Origin of the sequence: Streptomyces yokosukanensis (genome assembly GCF_001514035.1) — a bacterium.
Lineage (GTDB): Bacteria > Actinomycetota > Actinomycetes > Streptomycetales > Streptomycetaceae > Streptomyces > Streptomyces yokosukanensis.
In genome coordinates, this window is record NZ_KQ948215.1 from 147,947 (window position 1) to 165,764 (window position 17,818).

At 73.7% G+C, this 17,818-nt stretch carries 16 protein-coding genes; 6 read left to right on the forward strand and 10 right to left on the reverse strand.

What is annotated here, in order from left to right; all coding sequences use genetic code 11:
• Positions 1 to 17: 17 nt before the first annotated feature.
• The 9 genes from AQI95_RS25060 to AQI95_RS25100 form a co-directional block, all read right to left on the reverse strand.
• Entirely contained in the window at positions 18 to 1,061 is a 1,044-nt protein-coding gene (locus AQI95_RS25060) for an MASE1 domain-containing protein (protein WP_079071454.1), read from the reverse strand.
• 142 nt (positions 1,062 to 1,203) lie between these two features.
• Positions 1,204 to 2,481 carry a PP2C family protein-serine/threonine phosphatase gene (locus AQI95_RS25065; RefSeq protein ID WP_067127999.1) on the reverse strand — a complete coding sequence of 426 codons (1,278 nt, stop codon included), beginning with the start codon at positions 2,479 to 2,481 and terminating at the stop codon, positions 1,204 to 1,206.
• Between the two features lie 448 nt (positions 2,482 to 2,929).
• Positions 2,930 to 4,387, reverse strand: a complete 1,458-nt coding sequence (locus AQI95_RS25070; protein ID WP_067128003.1) for an amino acid permease — start codon at positions 4,385 to 4,387, stop codon at positions 2,930 to 2,932.
• Between the two features lie 176 nt (positions 4,388 to 4,563).
• Positions 4,564 to 5,259, reverse strand: coding sequence for a GntR family transcriptional regulator (locus AQI95_RS25075; RefSeq protein ID WP_244188845.1), 696 nt, complete (start codon positions 5,257 to 5,259; stop codon positions 4,564 to 4,566).
• Between the two features lie 74 nt (positions 5,260 to 5,333).
• Positions 5,334 to 6,335 (reverse strand): proline racemase family protein, encoded by a 1,002-nt coding sequence (locus AQI95_RS25080; RefSeq protein ID WP_067128010.1) that lies wholly within the window; start codon positions 6,333 to 6,335, stop codon positions 5,334 to 5,336.
• Between the two features lie 25 nt (positions 6,336 to 6,360).
• Positions 6,361 to 7,257, reverse strand: a complete 897-nt coding sequence (locus AQI95_RS25085; RefSeq protein WP_067128013.1) for a dihydrodipicolinate synthase family protein — start codon at positions 7,255 to 7,257, stop codon at positions 6,361 to 6,363.
• 168 nt (positions 7,258 to 7,425) lie between these two features.
• Positions 7,426 to 8,826, reverse strand: coding sequence for an FAD/NAD(P)-dependent oxidoreductase (locus tag AQI95_RS25090; protein ID WP_067128016.1), 1,401 nt, complete (start codon positions 8,824 to 8,826; stop codon positions 7,426 to 7,428).
• The gene (locus tag AQI95_RS25095) at positions 8,819 to 9,121 is read right to left on the reverse strand and encodes a (2Fe-2S)-binding protein (protein WP_067128019.1); all 303 of its coding nucleotides are present in this window, start codon (positions 9,119 to 9,121) and stop codon (positions 8,819 to 8,821) included. Before AQI95_RS25095 ends, AQI95_RS25090 begins: the two co-directional genes overlap by 8 nt.
• Positions 9,118 to 10,278 carry an NAD(P)/FAD-dependent oxidoreductase gene (locus AQI95_RS25100; protein ID WP_067128022.1) on the reverse strand — a complete coding sequence of 387 codons (1,161 nt, stop codon included), beginning with the start codon at positions 10,276 to 10,278 and terminating at the stop codon, positions 9,118 to 9,120. The genes AQI95_RS25095 and AQI95_RS25100 overlap by 4 nt, the downstream gene beginning before the upstream one ends.
• Before the next feature lie 184 nt (positions 10,279 to 10,462).
• Between AQI95_RS25100 and AQI95_RS49885 the strand changes: the two genes are divergently transcribed.
• The 5 genes from AQI95_RS49885 (at position 10,463) to AQI95_RS25115 (ending at position 14,753) form a co-directional block, all read left to right on the forward strand.
• Positions 10,463 to 10,585, forward strand: coding sequence for a hypothetical protein (locus AQI95_RS49885; RefSeq protein ID WP_279617025.1), 123 nt, complete (start codon positions 10,463 to 10,465; stop codon positions 10,583 to 10,585).
• A gap of 91 nt (positions 10,586 to 10,676) precedes the next feature.
• The gene (locus tag AQI95_RS25105; protein WP_067128025.1) at positions 10,677 to 11,561 is read left to right on the forward strand and encodes a glutathione S-transferase C-terminal domain-containing protein; all 885 of its coding nucleotides are present in this window, start codon (positions 10,677 to 10,679) and stop codon (positions 11,559 to 11,561) included.
• A 299-nt stretch (positions 11,562 to 11,860) separates the two neighbouring features.
• Complete coding sequence (locus AQI95_RS50400; RefSeq protein WP_425264900.1) at positions 11,861 to 11,971, forward strand: putative leader peptide; 111 nt, start codon at positions 11,861 to 11,863, stop codon at positions 11,969 to 11,971.
• 109 nt (positions 11,972 to 12,080) lie between these two features.
• Positions 12,081 to 13,346, forward strand: a complete 1,266-nt coding sequence (locus AQI95_RS25110; protein WP_067128028.1) for an LLM class flavin-dependent oxidoreductase — start codon at positions 12,081 to 12,083, stop codon at positions 13,344 to 13,346.
• Positions 13,347 to 13,370: 24 nt separating this feature from the next.
• Positions 13,371 to 14,753, forward strand: coding sequence for an NtaA/DmoA family FMN-dependent monooxygenase (locus AQI95_RS25115; protein ID WP_067128031.1), 1,383 nt, complete (start codon positions 13,371 to 13,373; stop codon positions 14,751 to 14,753).
• A 141-nt stretch (positions 14,754 to 14,894) separates the two neighbouring features.
• On the opposite strand, the gene absR1 is transcribed toward AQI95_RS25115, so the two are convergent.
• On the reverse strand, positions 14,895 to 15,980 hold the full coding sequence (gene absR1, locus AQI95_RS25120; protein WP_067128034.1) for a beta-glucuronidase AbsR1: 1,086 nt from the start codon (positions 15,978 to 15,980) through the stop codon (positions 14,895 to 14,897).
• Between the two features lie 95 nt (positions 15,981 to 16,075).
• On the opposite strand from absR1, the gene AQI95_RS25125 reads away from it, so the two are divergent.
• Positions 16,076 to 17,785, forward strand: a complete 1,710-nt coding sequence (locus AQI95_RS25125; protein WP_067128037.1) for a LuxR family transcriptional regulator AbsR2 — start codon at positions 16,076 to 16,078, stop codon at positions 17,783 to 17,785.
• The last annotated feature ends 33 nt before the right edge of the window (positions 17,786 to 17,818 follow it).

Below are 17,818 nucleotides of genomic sequence, written 5' to 3' on the forward strand. Positions count from 1 at the left end.
GGTCGGAGGTCGTCTTCTCAGGGATGAGGAGACGACCTTTTCGTGTCCGTGGGGCCGTCGTCCTCGTCCCTGTCGCCCTCCCCGTCGGGCTCCGGAGGGGGGAGTATCGGGCGGTTGTCGCCGGTGGCGATCCTGGCCACCATCGCGGCGAGCTGCCTGCAGGCGCGCGCGATCTCCCGCTGGGTCTCGTTCCGCTCGCTGATGACCGTCGCGACCAGCAGCGCGGTCAGTGAGGCGGAAGCGTTGAACGCCTGCAGGGTGATCATGTCGGTGAGCAGATCATGACCGGCGAACGGGCCCGCATCCCGCGCTGCGGTGATGATCGCGAAGGTGGACACGGCCAGCGCGCAGGGCGCGGCCCCGGCCAGTTGGAAACGGAAGGCCGCCCAGATCAGCAGCGGGAAGCCGAGGAACATGAGCGGTGTGGGGCCGGTCTCGACGGCTCCGACGCTGGCCGTGGCCGCCACGAGCAGCAGCCCCTCCAGCCACCGCAGCGGCGGCGCGTCCTTCGGCCAGCGCGCCGAGCTGAGGACGAGCAGGACCGGCGTGACCACGAGCACGCCCATCGCGTCGCCCGTCCACCAGACCGACCAGGTCGGCCAGAAGCCCTCGGCGTTCAGGACCCCGGCGACGAGCAGGGCCCCGCTGCCCACGGTCGCGCTGATCAGCATCCCGGTGAACGCGCCGAGGAGGATCAGGGCGAACGCGTCCCACAAGCGGTCCAGTTCGTTGCGGAATCCCATGCGGCGGAGCAGCACGTAGGAGCACAGGGGCGCCAGGGTGTTGCCCGTCGTGATCGCGAGCACGGCGGGGAGAGAGGGCCCCAGCGAGATGTTGACCAGGAACGCGCCGAGTGCGATCCCGGGCCAGACCCTCGGGCCGCGCAGGAGCAGGCCCGCCACCGCTATGCCGCTCGGCGGCCACAGCGGGGTGACCTGGCCGCGCACCAGCTGCTGGAGCAGTCCTACCCTCGCCGAGCCGTAGTACAGCGCGGCGAGGACGCAGATCTCCAGGACGGTCACGCCGCCGCGGCTCAGCCGTACAGGCCGGCGGAAAGCCATCGGGCGACCTCCGGGTCGATCGCACCCCGAAGCCCATCATCCGCCGGATCTGCCGGATCCTCCACGCCACCGCCGACCGGCGTGACCGGCCCCCGGGAGCAGGAGGCCGACAGGCCTCGGCGGCGAGGCGTGGGGGCCCGGGTCAGGCGGGTGGCGTGCGCAGGGCGAGGATGGCCATGTCGTCGTGGCCGTCGCTCGGGTGGTGATCGGCCAGGGCCTGGACGAAGGCGGGCAGGGGCAGGTCGGCGTGGGTCACGGCGAGGTCGGCGAGTGCGTCCAGCCTCTCGTCGATGGAGTGGGCGGGATGCTCGACCAGCCCGTCGGTGAAGAAGACGACGGTGGTGTCCGGGGCGAGGAGGCGGGAGTGGTCCGGGCGGGGCTGCGCGGTGTCGACGCCGAGCGGCAGGCCGGGCTCCGCGAGCAGATAGGCCACCTCGTGCTCACGGGTGAGCAGCAGGGGCGGGACGTGGCCCGCGGTGCTCCAGCACAGCCGCCAGCCCGAACCCTCCGGTTCGATACGGGCCAGCGTGGTGGTCGTGACGGGATTGTTCGTGATGGCCTCCAGAGCCCGGTCGAGCCGGGCGAGGACCGCGCCGGGCGGGTCGCTCTGGTCGAACAGCAGAGCGCGCAGCATGTTGCGGGTGGTGGCCATGGCGGCCGCGGCCCGCAGATCGTGGCCGACCACGTCGCCGATGACGACCGCCACGACATGGTCGGGAAGGGGGATGGCGTCGTACCAGTCCCCGCCGAGTTGACTGGGCTCGGCGGCGGGCCGGTAGATGGCGGCGGAGGCGAAGGGCCGCAGGTCGGGCAGTGTGGGCAGCAGCAGCCGCTGGAACTGCTCGGCTCCGACCCGGATCCGTTCGAACAGGCGGACGTTCTCGATCGCGATGCCGGCGGCGCCCGCCAGGGCGACGACGATGTTCTCGTCGTGGAGGTCGAAGGGCCTTCCGTCGTTCCGTTCGGCGAGGTAGAGGTCACCGTAGATCTCGCCGCGCACGCTGATGGCGACGCCGAGCAGGGTGTGCAGGCGCGGATGGTCCGGCGGGAACCCGACGGAGGACGGATGGGCCGTGATGTCGTCGATCCGCAGCGGCTCTGGGTAGCGGATCAGATGGCCGAGTACTCCCAGGCCGCGCGGCAGCCCGATCTCGGCCAGCGCAAGGCGCTCCTGCTCGGACAGACCGGCCGTGATGAACTGCTCCAAGCGCTCCCCGGACTCGTCGAGTACGCCCAGCGCCCCGTAGTGGGCGCCGACCAGGTCCATGGCGGTGGTCACGATACGGCGCAGCACGGCGGGCAGCTCCACCTCGCGGCTGATGGCCACCACCGCGTCCAGCAGGCCCTGCAGCCGGTCCATGGAGAACAGCAGGGCGCGCAGCTGGTCGTCGATCCGGCCCAGCTCGGAACGCAGACGCATGTGCAGGTCCGGGAGCTGCGGCTGCCTCGGTTGTCTCCCCTGCCTCTCGCCCGCCATCATGGGCGCCCGGCGGCCTGATGTGCGGTCTCGGTCATCGTCGGGTCCGCTCGCCGGTCACGGCGGATCCGCTCGTGCAGTCCGTGACTCAGGCGCTGCATCCCGGCCTCCTTCCACGACCCCGATCACCAACAGGGCGGACGGCCGTCGAGGCGTCGACTCTGAAGGTGGCACCGGCGCTCACGTCTGATTGTGGCACCGGCGCGCACGCCGTAGCGCGCGCCGACCTCCGGGGGGCGCGCTCTGCCCCACAGGATGCGCAACGGCGCGGCCTGTGGTGGGCACCGTGCCGGGCATCGGCATCGGCATCGGCATCGGCATCGCGTCGGCCGTCGCGCCGGGCACCCCGCCCGTTCCCGGCGCGGGCCGGATCAGTCGTGCCGGACCTGGCCTACTGGGTGCGGGACGCCGCCTCGGTCGTCTCCGTGGGCTTCGCCTGGCGGCGCGCCGCCATCACCGCGTAGACGATGACCCCGGCGAACAGGAACAGCACGCCCTGGTACACCGCCGCGTAGCCGGCGCCGGCCATCAGCCAGATGGAGAAGGCGGCCGCGACCGCCGTGATCACCGAGTCCCGCACGAGCCGGGCGCGGTCCACCGACGCGCCCCGGCCGGAGACGAGGTGGAAGATCTGCGCGGCGGCGGCCAGCAGGTACGGCACGGTCGCGGTGAACGTGGTGACGAGGACCAGGACGTCGAAGACCTTCGCCGAACCCGACAGGTAGTTGTAGACCGTGAGCAGGGAGGACAGGACCACGGTGACGGCGACGCCGACCGTCGGCACACCCCGGCGGCGCCGGGCGAACGCTGCCGGGAACAGGCCGTCCTTGGCTGCCGCGTACGGGGTCTGGGCGCTCAGCAGCGTCCAGCCGTTGAGGCATCCGGTCATCGACACCAGCGCCGCCAGCGCCACCGCCGTACCGCCCCAGCCGCCGCCGAACATCGCGTTCACGGCGTCGGAGAAGGGGGCCGTGGAGGTCACCAGCTTCTCGTGCGCGACCGTCCCGAAGACGGAGAGCGTGCCCAGCAGATAGACCAGCGCGGCGCCCGCGGTGCCGATGACGGTGGCGCGCCCCACATTGCGGCGGGCGTCCCTGACGTCTCCGGCGCTCACGGCGGCGGACTCCACCCCGAGGTAGGAGAAGAGCAGCAGGGCGGCGGAGGCGGAGACCGCACCGATGGCGCTGTGGCCACTGGCGTTGAACGGCCCGAGCCGGGACGGATCGAAGAAGAACAGGCCGCCCACGGCGACGAGGAGCAGCGGCACGAACTTCAGCACCGTCGACACCAGCTGGACGGCGCCCACGTACCGGGTGCCGGCGAAGTTGGCGAGCGCGGGCAGCCACTGCAGGGCCAGCGCGGCCAGGCAGACGGTCCAGCGATGGCCGCCCAGCGGGACGAGCACGCCGAGATAGCCGACGGCGGCGACGGCGAGCGCCGCGTTCGACACCCAGGTGGTGATCCAGTACGACCACGCGGCGAGGAACCCGGCGAAGTCGCCGAAGGCCTCGCGGGCGTAGACGTACGGGCCGCCGGTACGGGGGTCGCGCGCGGCGAGCCGGCCGAAGACCAGGGCCAGCGCGATGGCGCCGACGGTCAGCACGGCGAAGGCGACCAGGCTGACCGTGCCGTAGGGGGCGATGGAGGCGGGGAGCAGGAAGATGCCGCCACCGATGATGTTGCCCATCACCAGCGCGGTCGCGACCGGGAGGCCGAAGCGGCGGGCATGTCTGCTGCCGCAGCCATGGGCGTCCGTGCCGCCCGTGGCCTCGCGTGGGTCTCCGACGGGGACGGTGAGGTCCTCGGAGGGGGCCGGAGCCGGCTGCGGGGCGGTTCCGGTGACGTGCATGGGGGTGCCTCTCATCGAACAGATGCCCCAGGATCGCCGGGACCGCCAGCCATGGTCCGCGAATCCCTGCCCCACCGCAAAATCACCGGTTCTTGTAGCGTCAGGCCCGGCCGATTGTGAAAAATATGCGCCGAAACGGGGGTCGTACCGCCAGATGTGTGGTGACGCCCGAGCCGTCAGTCGTGTTCCGGGCCCTCGGCCCACAGGTTGCGGACATGGCCCAGGTGCCGGGTCATGATCGCGTGTACGGCCTTCTCGTCCCGCTCCAGCAGGGCGTCGAGGAGTTCCAGGTGCTCCTCGGCCGAGGCGAGCAGGCGGCCGGCCTCCACCAGGGCCGTCAGGCCGTAGAGGCGGGAGCGGCCGCGCAGGTCGGCCACCACCTCGACCAGATGGGCGTTGCCCGCGAGGGCGAGCAGACCGAGATGGAAGCGGGTGTCGGACTCGACATAGGCGATCAGGTCGCCCGCGACCGCCGCCGTGACGATCTCGCGGGCCGCCGGGCGCAGCGCCTCCAGCGAGACCCGGTCGGCGGTCCGGGCGAGTGCGACCACGGTGGGGATCTCGACGAGCGCCCGGATGTGCGTGTACTCGTCCAGTTGCCTGTCGGACACCGCGGTGACCCGGAACCCCTTGTTCGGCACGGCGTCGACCAGGCCCTCCTTGGCCAGGTCCAGCATCGCCTCCCGCACCGGCGTCGCCGACACGCCGAAACGGGCGGCGAGCGAGGGCGCGGAGTACACCTCGCCCGGCCGCAGCTCGCCCGCGATCAGCGCGGCGCGCAGCGCGTCGGCGACCCGCTCGCGGTAGCTGCTGCGCCGACCGCCCACGAGAGGGAGCGCGGGCAGGTCCGAGTCCGAACTGGTCTGTGCCATGTCACGCATCACCGGGGGAGTCTAGAGCAGGACGGGAGGCACCGTGCCCAGGTCCTGGGGCCTGGGGCACGGACCTAGAGGACGAAGCCCTCCGGGAAGGGATCGGTGGGGTCGAGGAGGTACTGCGCGGTGCCGGTGATCCACGCGCGGCCGGTGAAGCTCGGCAGGACGGCCGGGGCACCGGCGACCCGCGTGGTGCCGAGCAGGCGTCCGGTGAACCGGGTCCCGATGAAGGACTCGTTCACGAACTCGGTGTGCAACGGCAGTTCGCCCCGCGCGTGCAGTTGCGCCATGCGCGCGCTCGTCCCCGTGCCGCACGGGGAGCGGTCGAACCAGCCCGGGTGGATGACCATGGCGTGCCGCGAGTGACGTGCGGTGGCGCCGGGCGCGTAGAGGTGGACGTGGTGGCAGCCGTGGATGGACGGGTCCTCGGGATGCACCGGCCGCGCCTCGGAGTTGATCGCCTCCATCAGCGACAGCCCGGACGCGAGGATGTCGTCCTTGCGGGCCCGGTCGAAGGGCAGCGCGAAGGCGTCGAGGGGCAGGATCGCGTAGAAGTTGCCGCCGTAGGCGAGGTCGTAGGTGACCGTACGGCCGTCGGGCAGGGTGATCTCGCGGTCCAGGGCGACGGCGAACGACGGCACGTTCTTCAGGGTCACGTGCCGCGCGGCCCCCTTCTCCACCGCCACCTCGGCGACCACCGGCCCCGCGGGGGTGTCGAGCCGGATGGTGGTCACCGGCTCCACCACCTCCACCATGCCCGTCTCGACCAGCACCGTGGCGACCCCGATGGTGCCGTGCCCGCACATCGGCAGATACCCGGAGACCTCCACATAGATGACGCCCCAGTCGCAGTCGGGGCGGCTCGGCGGCTGCAGGACGGCGCCGCTCATCGCGGAGTGGCCGCGCGGCTCGTTCATCAGCAACTGCTTGACGTGGTCCAGGTGTTCACGAAAGTACAGCCGCCGCTCGTTCATCGTCGCACCCGGTACGGTGCCGATCCCACCGGTGATCACCCGGGTCGGCATGCCCTCGGTGTGCGAGTCGACGGCGTGCAGCACGACCTTGCTGCGCATGTTCCGGCCTCCTTGTCGGACTGCGTCAGCCGAGCCCCGCGGCGACGGCCTTCTCGGTCGCCGCGCGGACCGTGGCCTCCTGCTCGGGCAGGAGCGGGACGCGCGGCGGACGCACCGGACCGCCGTAGCGGCCGACGACGTCCATGGACAGCTTGATCGCCTGCACGAACTCCACCCGCGAGTCCCAGCGCAGCAGCGGGTGCAGCTGCCGGTACCGGGGGAGTGCCGTGGTGAGGTCGCCGGCCACAGCGGCGCGGTACAGCTCCACCGAGGCGCGCGGCAGCGCGTTGGGGTAGCCGGCCACCCAGCCCTTGGCGCCCGCCACGGCCAGCTCCAGCAGGACGTCGTCGGCGCCGATCAACAGGTCGAGTTCCGGGGCCAGTTCGGCGATGCGGTAGGCGCGGCGGACGTCACCGGAGAACTCCTTGACGCCGTGGATGTGACCCTCGCCGTGCAGCCGGGCGAGGAGTTCGGGCACCAGGTCGACCTTGGTGTCGATCGGGTTGTTGTACGCCACCACCGGCAGCCCCGCGCGGGCGACCTCGGCGTAGTGGGCGAGCACGGCTCGCTCGTCGGCGCGGTAGGCGTTGGGCGGCAGCAGCATCACCGACGCGCAGCCGGCCTCGCCCGCCTGCTCGGCCCAGCGCCGGGCCTCCGCCGAGCCGTAGGCGGCGACGCCCGGCATCACCCGCTCGCCGCCGATCGCCGCGACGGCCGTTTCCACCACCCGGGCGCGCTCCTCGGCGGTGAGCACCTGGTACTCGCCGAGCGAGCCATTGGGTACGACGCCGTCACAGCCGTTCGCGACCAGCCAGGAGCAGTGCGCGGCGTAGCGGTCGTGGTCGACGGAGAGGTCGTCGCGCAGCGGGAGGGCGGTGGCGACGAGGACGCCGCGCCACGGGCGGCTCTGCGGGTGGGTCATCTGTGGTCCCCAATCCAATGACGTGTGACATGGTACTGGTGCGGTGTGCCGAGGTCGTCGTGAATGCTGGGTCGTGGGTCGTGACTCGTGACCGTGCCTCGTGAGCCGTGAGCCGTGAGCCGTGAGCCGTGAGGCGGCTTGCCGGCGGGAGCGGTTCGGGGCGGGGGCTCAGTCGTCCGGCAGTGCGGCCAGGACGCCGAGCGGTACCGGCCGGGCGAACGGGCGGCGTCCCGCGGTGAGCGGGCATCCGGTCAGACCGGCCACCGCGGGTGCGCACATCCGGCCCTGGCACCAACCCATGCCGGCCCGCGTGAACAGCTTCACCGTGCGCAGATCGCCCGCGCCGAGCGAACGGGCGGCCGTGCGGACCGCGCCGGCCGTGACCTCCTCGCAGCGGCACACCACCGTGTCGTCCGTGAGCCGGTCGGCCCAGCCCGCGGGCGGCGCGTACGCCGCTTCCAGTGCGGCGAAGAACCGCCGCAGCCGGGCTCTGGCACGGGCGGACGCCGCCCAGGAACGTGGGTCGGGCGCGACACCGCGCAGACGGGCGGCGATCGAGCGGCCGGCGATATGGCCCTCGGCGAGCGCGAGCGCGGCGCCGCCGATGCCGGTGGTCTCTCCGGCGGCCCAGACCCCGGGCACGTCGGTGCGCTGCTCGTCGTCCACTCGTACGGCCGTGCCGGTCGGCCCGGACAGCGTGCAGCCGAGCGTCTCGGCGAGGTCGGTGTGCGGCAGCATGCCGTGTCCGACGGCGAGGGTGTCACAGGAGATGCGGCGCGCGCTGCCGGGCCTGATCCGGCCGTCGTTCCGCAGCGCGGCGACGGTGACCGCCGTCAGCCGGTCGGTGCCGTGCGCCTCCACCACGCTGTGCCGGGACAGCGTGCGAATGCGGTGGCGCATCAACTGCCCTGCGTACCAGGCGCCTTCGGCGAGCTTGCCGGGCTCGGCCGCGAGGGCCGGGGCGCCGCGCAACAGGGCCACGGGGGCGGCGGACTCGACCAGCGCCGCCACTCGCGCTCCGGCCGCGGCGAGCCCCGTGGCCACCGGCAGCAGCAGCGGACCGGTGCCGGCGACCACGACCCTGCGGCCGGGCAGCACCAGAGCGCCCTTGAGCATGGCCTGCGCGCCGCCCGCGGTGACGACACCGGGCAGCGTCCAGCCAGGGAAGGGCAGGACACGCTCGTAACCGCCGGTGGCGAGCAGCACGGCGTCGGCACGGACGGTGGCCCCCTCCTCCTCGGCGGGACCGCGCAGCGCGTACACCGTGAAGGAGGAGTCCGACGCGCGCTGGACGGCCCAGACATGATGATCCGTCAGATGGGTGATCCGTCCGGCCGCGATGTGCCGCTCGATGCCCTCCCGGAGCCGCCGCCAGGTGCGCCACTGGTGGTGCAGTGCCTCGGGGCGGCGGGCGCCGAGGGCCCGTGCGGGCTGCCGGTAGAACTGGCCGCCCGCCTGCTCGGCCGCGTCGACCAGGGTGACCCGCACGCCCCGGTCGGCCGCCGCCAGCGCCCCGGCGAGACCCGCCGGGCCCGCCCCGACGACGGCGAGGTGCGCCCGTTCAGTCATCGTCGTGTCCCGTCCCCTCCTGGGTGCGGATCGCATCGCCCGGCCGTACGGGTACCAGGCAGGCCCGTTGGTTCGGGCGGCCGTTGACGGTCACCAGGCAGTCGAAGCACACTCCGATGCCGCAGAAGACCCCGCGGGGCCGGCCGGCGCCACGGGTGCTGCGCCAGGCCGTCACGCCCGCCGCCCACAGCACCGCCGCGACCGTCTGCCCCGGCACGGCCGGAACGGGCCGGTCGTCGAAGGTGACGGTGAAGGCCTCGCCCGGCCGGGACCGGGCCAGCTCCAGGGGATTCACGGTGTGTCGCCTCCGTCGGTGTCGAACCGCTCCGGCCGGAACGGCGTGAGATCCAGGTCCGGTGCCTTCCCGGTCAGCGTCTGCGCGATCAACTGCCCGGTGCCGGTGGCCAGTCCGATACCGGCACCCTCGTGCCCGCAGGCGTGGAAGAGCCCCGGCGCGCGGGGATCCGGGCCGATCGCCGGGAGGTGGTCGGGCAGATACGGCCGGAAACCCGCGTACGTCCGCAGCGCGCGCACCCGCTCCAGGAACGGGAACAGCCCGATCGCCCCGGCCGCGAGTGCCCGCACCGCCGCGAGCGACAGCGAGCGGTCGAAGCCGACCCGTTCCCGGCTCGCGCCGATCAGCACCGGCCCGGCGGCCGTGCCCTCCACCACCGGCGAGGTGCGCAGGGCGGCCGAGTCGCTCGCGACGTCGGCCATGTAGTCCGCCGCGTACACCTTGTGCCGGACCATCCGCGGCAGCGGCTCGGTGACCAGGACGAAGCCCCGTCGCGGGAGCACCGGGAGCCGGACGCCGGCGAGTGCCGCGAGTTCGCCGCCCCAGGTGCCGGCCGCGTTCACCACCGCCGGTGCGTGCAGGTCGCCCCGGTCGGTGCGGACGCCGGCCGCCGCGCCGTCGGGTCCGCGCAGCAGCCCGGTCACGGTCCAGCCCGTGTGCAGGCGGGCGCCGGAGACGCGCAGCAGGCGGGCGGCGGCGAGGGCGGGCATGACCTGGGCGTCCTGCGGGTAGTGCACCCCGCCCGCCATGCCGGTTGCCAAGTGCGGTTCCAGGAAGGGTAGTTGGTCGGCGTCCACCGGGTGGGCCTCGACGCCCGCGTGCCGCTGGCCGTCGGCGAAGGCGTGCAGCGCGGTGAGGCCCTCGGGGGCGGCGGCGACCACCAGGCCGCCCTTGGGCTCGTACTCGACGGCCGTACCCAGTTCGTCGCCCAGCCGCGACCACAACCGGGCCGACAGCAGGGCGAGATCGAGTTCGGGGCCCGGTTCCTTGTCGGAGACGAGCAGGTTTCCCTCGCCCGCGCCGGTGGTGCCGCCGGCCACCGGGCCCCGGTCCACCACCCGCACGTCGAGGCCGGCCCGTGCCGCGTACAGCGCACAGGCCGCACCCACCATTCCGGCTCCGACGATCACGACATCGCAGGTCAGTCGCTTCGCCACGGCAGTACTATGTCACATGGCGCAGATTCTGAGGAGACTTCGGGCGCTCTCGGGCCGACACCGTCTCCCCGCGGCCCTCCGGATCGGCCGCGGCCCCTGGTCCCAGGCGTGGACACCCTCTTGACGTCTCCGGAGGGCGGATCGACACTCCAGGGAGGGAATCCTAGTGAACGGGTAGGAAAACATGCCGCGCCTCGAAACGGTCACCGGCCCGGCCGGTCGTACGCCGTTGCGCGCCGCCCTGCTCACCTCCCGCCGGCACATCGACCTGCTGCGCGTCTGCAGCGCGATCAGCCTTCACCGCTGAGCCGGGGCCCCGCACGCCCCTCGGCCGCCGCCCGCCCGCCGACGCCGCCCGTCGGCGCGCACCTCCGCACGCCCACCACCTGGGGAGACGCATGTCCATCACTCCGCTCGCCGCCTTGTCCGTCCACCGCGCCGCCCCCGTCTTCCGGGGCCGGATCGGCCGGGACGCGCGCAGCGGCCACTACGCCGTGCCCCACCGCTACCGGCTCCATCTGTCGACCGCCTGCCCCGACGGACTGCGCCTCGCCGTCGGACACGGCCTGCTCGGCCTGGACGCGGACTGTCCGGTCACCCTCCTGCCCGCCGTCCCGGACTGTCCCGGCGGCGGCCACTCCGCGCTGCGCCCCCTGTACGAGGCGAGCGCCCACCACTACACCGGCCCGGCCCTCGGGCCCGTGCTCAGCGACGACTGGTCCGGACGCATCGTCAGCACCCACGCCCCCGACATCCTGCGCGACCTCGACCGCTTCCCGCGCACGGGCCGTGTCTCGCTGTACCCCCGAGGCCTGGAGTCCGTGATCGAGGCCGTCGAGCGGATGTGCGCCGAGGGGATCACGCAGGCCGCGCAGCGCGCCGGAGCGGCCGGCGCCGACCCGGCCGAGCGGGCCGCCGCCCTCGACGTGCTCCTCGACACCCTGGGCCGACTGGAGAACCGGCTGGCCGGCGAGGAGTACCTGGCCGACGACCGGCTCACCGCCGCCGACATCGAACTGTGGGTGACGCTCGTGGAGTTGGACACGGTCCACCGCTGCCATCTCGACGCCAGTGCCGTGCACCGCATCGCCGGCCATCGCGCCCTGTGGGCCTACGCCCGCCGGATGACCGCCCACCCCGCGTTCCGCAGCGCTCTCGACCTCGACGGCATCTCCCGGCGCCACCAAGGCCGTTGCCGGGGCCTGGAGGCCGCCGGAGCCGCCGTCCAGATCCTGGACTGGGCGAGCCTCTCCGCCGCGGCCGAGGACGCCTGCCGCAGGTGAGAACGCGGCGGCCGTGCCCTCGTCCGAGGTCGACCCGCCCTGCCCGCCGCTGAACAGCTCCTGACCTGCCATCAGCCCGATCGGGTGCATGCGCCGTGTGCCGATGGCCGATGGCCGATGGCCGATCGCCGTGTGCCGTGCGTCATGCAGCCTGCGCCGCCGCAGGCGGTCCGTGCGGGGCCGCGGCGCGGGAACAACCGGAGCCGGTCGCGCGTTGTGCGTCATGACGAGATCCGGTGGGCGGCCGAGACGGCCCGGCCCGCCCCGGCCGACGGACGGAGGTGACGGTCGTGAGGTTGGTGCCCGGTGCGCTCCCGCCGCCCGCCCCGCACCCCTACCGCTCCGTCCGTCTGCACTCCCGGCCGCACATAGACCTCCAGCGCGTGTCCGCCGCGCTCTGTCGCCACTGACTCATCGCCCCCGGCTTCACGGCCCGGATCTCCTCCCGCCGCGCTCGCCTCGCCGACGCCTGCCTCCGCGAGCCGGTGTTCCCTCACGGACGTCAAGGAAGGCACCCACGTGTCCTCAACCTCCCCTTCCCATCTGCACCTTGCCGTCGCCCTGGACGGCACCGGCTGGCACCCCGCCTCCTGGCGCGACCCGGTCGCGCACCCCCGGGACCTGCTCACCGCCGGCTACTGGGCCGACCTGGTCGCCGAGGCCGAGCGCGGTCTCCTCGACCTCGTCACCTTCGAGGACGGCCTCGGCCCGCAGTCCTCGCACGTCCTCGCCCCCGACGAGCGCACCGACCAGGTCCGCGGCCGACTCGACGCGGTCCTCGTCGCGTCCCGCGTCGCCCCGCTCACCCGGCACATAGGCCTGGTGCCGACCGTGGTGTCCACGCACACCGAGCCGTTCCACATCTCCAAGGCGATCGCCACCCTCGACTACGTCAGCACCGGCCGCGGCGGGCTGCGCGTCCAGGTCAGCGCCCGGCCGGACGAGGCCGCCCACTTCGGCCGCCGCACCGTCCGCCGGATCGAGTCCCCCGACAGCCCGGCCGCGCGGGACGTGCTCACCGAGCTGTTCGACGAGGCCGCCGACCACGTGGAGGTGGTGCGCCGGCTCTGGGACAGCTGGGAGGACGACGCCGAGATCCGGGACGCGGCCACGGGCCGCTTCATCGACCGGGACAAGCTGCACTACATCGACTTCGAGGGCCGTCACTTCAGCGTCAAGGGCCCCTCGATCACGCCTCGGCCGCCGCAGGGCCAGCCGCTGGTCACGGCTCTCGCCCACCGCTCCGCCGCGTACCGGCTCGTCGCCCGTCAGGCCGACATCGGGTACGTCACCCCGCAGGACGCGGACCAGGCTCGCGCGATCGTCGCCGAGATCCGCGCCGAGCAGCGGGCGGCGGGCCGCGCCGCGGACACCCTGCACGTCTTCGGCGACCTCGTGGTGTTCCTCGACGACAGCCGGGCGCAGGCACAGGAGCGGCGGGAGCGGCTGGACGCGCTCGCGGGCGAGCCGTACACGAGCGACGCCCGGATCTTCACCGGCACCGCCGGCCAACTCACCGATCTGCTTGAGGAGTTGTCGACCGGCGGGCTGACCGGCTTCCGGCTGCGACCGGCCGTCGCCGGCCACGACCTGCCCCGCGTCAGCCGCGATCTCGTGCCCGAACTCCAGCGCAGGGGCCGCTTCCGGGACGCCTACGAGGCCGACACCCTGCGCGGCCTGCTCGGCCTCGCCCGCCCCGCCAACCGCTATTCCTCCCGGCCCCCGGCTTCGCCCGAGCCCGAGTCCGGAGCCGGGGCTACCCCCACACCCACCGCCACCGCCTGACCGGCCGGAGAGGACGACCGCCCCATGAGCAAGCCGCTGAAGCAGATCCACCTGGCCGCCCACTTCCCCGGCGTCAACAACACCACCGTGTGGAGCGACCCCGCCGCCGGCAGCCACATCGAGTTCAGCTCCTTCGTGCACTTCGCGCGGACCGCCGAACGCGCCAAGTTCGACTTCCTGTTCCTCGCCGAGGGCCTCAGGCTGCGCGAACAGGGCGGGCAGATCTACGACCTGGACGTCGTCGGCCGCCCGGACACCTTCACCGTGCTGGCCGCCCTGGCCGCCGTCACCGACCGGCTGGGCCTGACCGGCACCATCAACTCCACGTTCAACGAGCCGTACGAGGTGGCCCGCCAGTTCGCCAGCCTCGACCACCTCTCCGGCGGCCGCTCCGCGTGGAACGTCGTCACCTCCTGGGACGCCTTCACCGGCGAGAACTTCCGCCGCGGCGGCTTTCTGCCGCAGGAGGAGCGCTACTCCCGCGCCAAGGAGTTCCTCGCCACCGCGCACGAACTCTTCGACTCCTGGCGCGGTGACGAGATCATCGCCGACCGGGCCACCGGCACCTTCCTGCGGGACGCCAAGGCCGGTGCCTTCGTCCACCGGGGGCAGCACTTCGACATCCACGGCCGGTTCAACGTCCCGCGCTCCCCGCAGGGCCGCCCGGTGATCTTCCAGGCCGGAGACTCCGACGAGGGCCGCGAGTTCGCCGCCGCCGGCGCGGACGCGATCTTCAGCCGGTACTCGACGCTCCAGGAGGGCCAGGCCTTCTACACCGACGTCAAGAGGCGACTGGCCGCATACGGCCGCCGGCCCGACCAGCTGCTCATCCTGCCCGCCGCCACGTTCGTCCTCGGCGACACCGACCAGGACGCCGCCGAACTCGCCCGCGAGGTCCGCCGGCAGCAGGTCAGCGGCGCGACCGCCATCAAGCACCTGGAGTTCGTCTGGAACCGCGACCTGTCCGCGTACGACCCGGAGGGCCCGCTGCCCGACGTCGACCCGGTGGTGAGCGAGGACCACATATCCCGGGGCCGCGCCCAAGTGCGCATGTACCGGGACCCGGTCGCCATCGCCCGCGAGTGGCGGCAGCTCGCCGAGGCCAACAAGTGGTCCATCCGCGACCTGGTCATCAACACCGGCAACCGGCAGACCTTCGTCGGATCCCCGGCCACCGTCGCCCGCACCGTGAACGACTTCGTGCAGGCCGACGCCTCCGACGGCTTCATCCTCGTCCCGCACCTCACCCCGGCCGGCCTCGACCCCTTCGCCGACAAGGTCGTGCCCCTGCTCCAGGAACGGGGCGTGTTCCGCGCCGACTACGCGGGCACGACCCTGCGCGACCACCTCGGCCTCGCCCACCCGGACGCCGGCGCCGGCGGCGCGCCGGAGCGGGCCGCGTCGTGACGGAGGCACCGGACCCGCCGTTCCCCCGGGTGCCCGTCCTGTGGTGAACACCGGTGCGGCCGCGGACGTCACCTCCCCCGTAGGTGACGTCCGCGGCCCTTCCCCCGGTGCCGGACAGTGGCCGTTGTCGTCCGTGTGCCGTCACCAGCACATGACCGCGGTCTCTCCCGAACCCCACGTCGAGTAGAGGCGGACCCGGACGGTGTAGCGCCGGCCCTTGACGAGCCGGACCCGGACGGCGGCGTTGTGCGGGCCGCCGCCGTCGTCGTGGCCGGCGAGGAAGCGCGGCACCCCGTCGCGCTCCTCGAAGACCACGAGCACGGTGTCGGCGTCGCCGAAGGTGCCCACGGTGTAGTCGCGGGTCTCCGGCGGCTCGACGGTGAAGTCGGCCTGCTCGCCCGGCCCGAGACCGAGCGGTGCCGACCGGAACGGCATCAGCGCGGCCGGCCCCGCCGGGTCGCCCGGCGGATACCAGCGCAGCACGAACTCCTTGTCGGCCGGGGACGGCCCGCCGGACGGGGACAGCCCGCCGCGGTACTGCTCCGGCTCCAGGACCAGCCCGGGCCCGAACGGGAACGTCATCACCGACTGCGGATCCCACACCGAGCCGCTCGCCTCGCCGGCGGCCAGCTCCCGCAGGACGTTCGTGTACGTCGTCTCCCGGCCGAAGAAGTTCGGCGGGCCCGCCAGCTCGGCGTACACGGCCTCGTCGTCCCAGTGGAGCCGGGCGTGCGGGCTCTGGTGCTCGTGCACCATGCCGAGTGCGTGCCCGATCTCGTGCAGGACCGTGCCGCGCTCCCCGGGCCCGGTCACGTCCCAGCCCAGGTTCATGGTGCGCTCGCTGCGCCCCACCGCCAGTGCCTCCCGGCCCACCGCCGACCAGGAACCGCCGCCGGCCTGGAACCCGATCCGCAGCTCCGCCTCGCGCCGGTCGCCGACCTCCGCGAACGCGACGCCGAGACCGAGCCCCTGCCATTCGCGGAAGGATTCGCGGACCACGTCCCGCTGCTCCTCGTCACCGGCCCACGGCACCCGGCGCAGCTCACCGGTGCCGGGGACCGCGATCACCGAGGCGTCGGCGGCGTCGTCGAAGAAGGAGTAGTGCAGCACCGTGCCGTTGACCCACATCCGCCGCCCGGCGAGCAGCGCGTCCAGCCGCTCGGCGGTCAGCCCCGGTGCGAAGCACGGGGCCGGCTGCCGCGGAAGCGAGCAGAGACGTCGGGTCATGGGGCCAGCGTGCCCGCCCGCCGCCGTCGGGCGCCTGAGTCGGGGGCTACTCAAGTCGCCCTGTATCAAACCTGAGTACCCGTGCTCTGTACGACGTGAGGACTTACGAACAGGACGCGAGGATGCCGGAGCCGCCCTGGCCGTTCACCGGCCGGGACGACGAACTGGAGCGGGTGCGCACGGCGTCGGCGGCCGGCCGGCACGGCATCGTGGTGACCGGACCGGCCGGTCACGGCAAGACCCGGCTGATCTCGGAGGCGCTCCGGGGCACCGACCACGTCCGGGTGACCGGCACGCCGGAGGCCCGGGACCTGCCGTTCGCCGCCTTCGCCCACGTGCTGCCCGACACCGTCTCGCCGCATCGCGCGGTGCGGATCCTGTCCGGGGTGCGGCTCCTCGTCGTGGACGACGCCCATCTGCTGGACGAGTCCTCCGCCGCCCTCGTCCACCAGCTCGCCGTGCACGGCCGCACCCGGCTCGTCGTGGCGGCGGTGGACGGGGTGCCCGCGCCCGGCGCGGTGTCCCGGCTGTGGACCGGTGAGCTGCTGCCCCGGCTGGCCCTCGAACCGCTGCCCCGCGAGGACATCGCCGAACTGCTCGCAGCCGCCGGGCTGGAACCGCTCACCGTGCGCCGTCTGCACCGGATGTGCGGGGGCGATCTGCGGCTGCTGCGCGACCTGGTCGCGGCGCTCGGCACGGCCGGTCGGCTGACCGCCGTTCCCGGCACGCGGGAACGGGCCTGGCGCGGGGCGCTGCCGATCACCGCGGCCGTACGCGAGCGACTCGCCCCGGTGCTGGAGCGCTCCGCGCCCGGCGAGCGGGACACCCTGGAACGCCTGGCGTTCGCCGAGCCGCTGCCGATGTCGCCGGACGACCTCGACCTGGCCGTCCTGGAGCGTCTGGAGACGGACGGTCTGATCCACGTCGACGACGGGGGCACCGCCGTCACCCTCGCCCACCCCCTGCACGGGGCGGCCCTGCGGGCCACGACCGGCACCCTGCGCGCCCGGCGGCTGGCCGGTGCGCCGCGCGACCACCGGCCGGCCCTCGAAGCCGAACGGCGTCGCCTGGCAGGGCGGATCGAGCAGCTCGACGTACGGACGACGCCCGCACCCGTGGGGGAGTCGCTGGTGGCGCGGGGCACCCAGGTCCCGGCCGGTTACGCCGCCGTCCGCGCCCGGTTCGCCCGGCTGCGCGGAGAGGTGCGGGACGCCGCCGCCTGGGCACGGGAGGGTCTGCGCGACGCGCCGCAGGACTCGGACTGCCTCGCCGAACTGCGGGCGGCCCAAGGAGAGCCGGGCGCGGCGGGCGATGACGACGTGTACGCCCGCCACGACGCCGTACGCCTCGGTGAACCCGAGCGGGCCGTCGGCCGGCTGCCCGCAGGCAGCGTGCTCGCACGGCACGGGGAAGCGCTGGCACGAGGAGACGGGGCCGGACTGGACCAGGTCGCCGAGGTCCTGGCGGAGCGCGGCTTCCTGCTGTTCGCGGCCGAGGCGTACGCCCAGGCCGTGGGGGTCCACCGGGAGCCGCGTGCGCAGCGGGTCTCCCGTACCCGGGCGGTCGCGCTCGCGAGGCGGTGCCAGGGGGCACGCACACCCGCGCTGGCCGGGCTCGCGCTCGGTGAACTGACCGCCCGGCAGCGGCAGATCGTGACGCTCGCCGCGGCCGGGCTGAGCAATCGGGAGATCGCCGAGAAGCTGACCCTGTCGGTGCGGACCGTGGGCAACCACCTGTACGGCGCCTACAGCCGCCTCGGCACCGGTGACCGCGCGGCGTTGCCGTGGCTATGCGAGTCGGCGTAACCTCCAGGGCCCTTCTTTCGGATCAGGCCGACT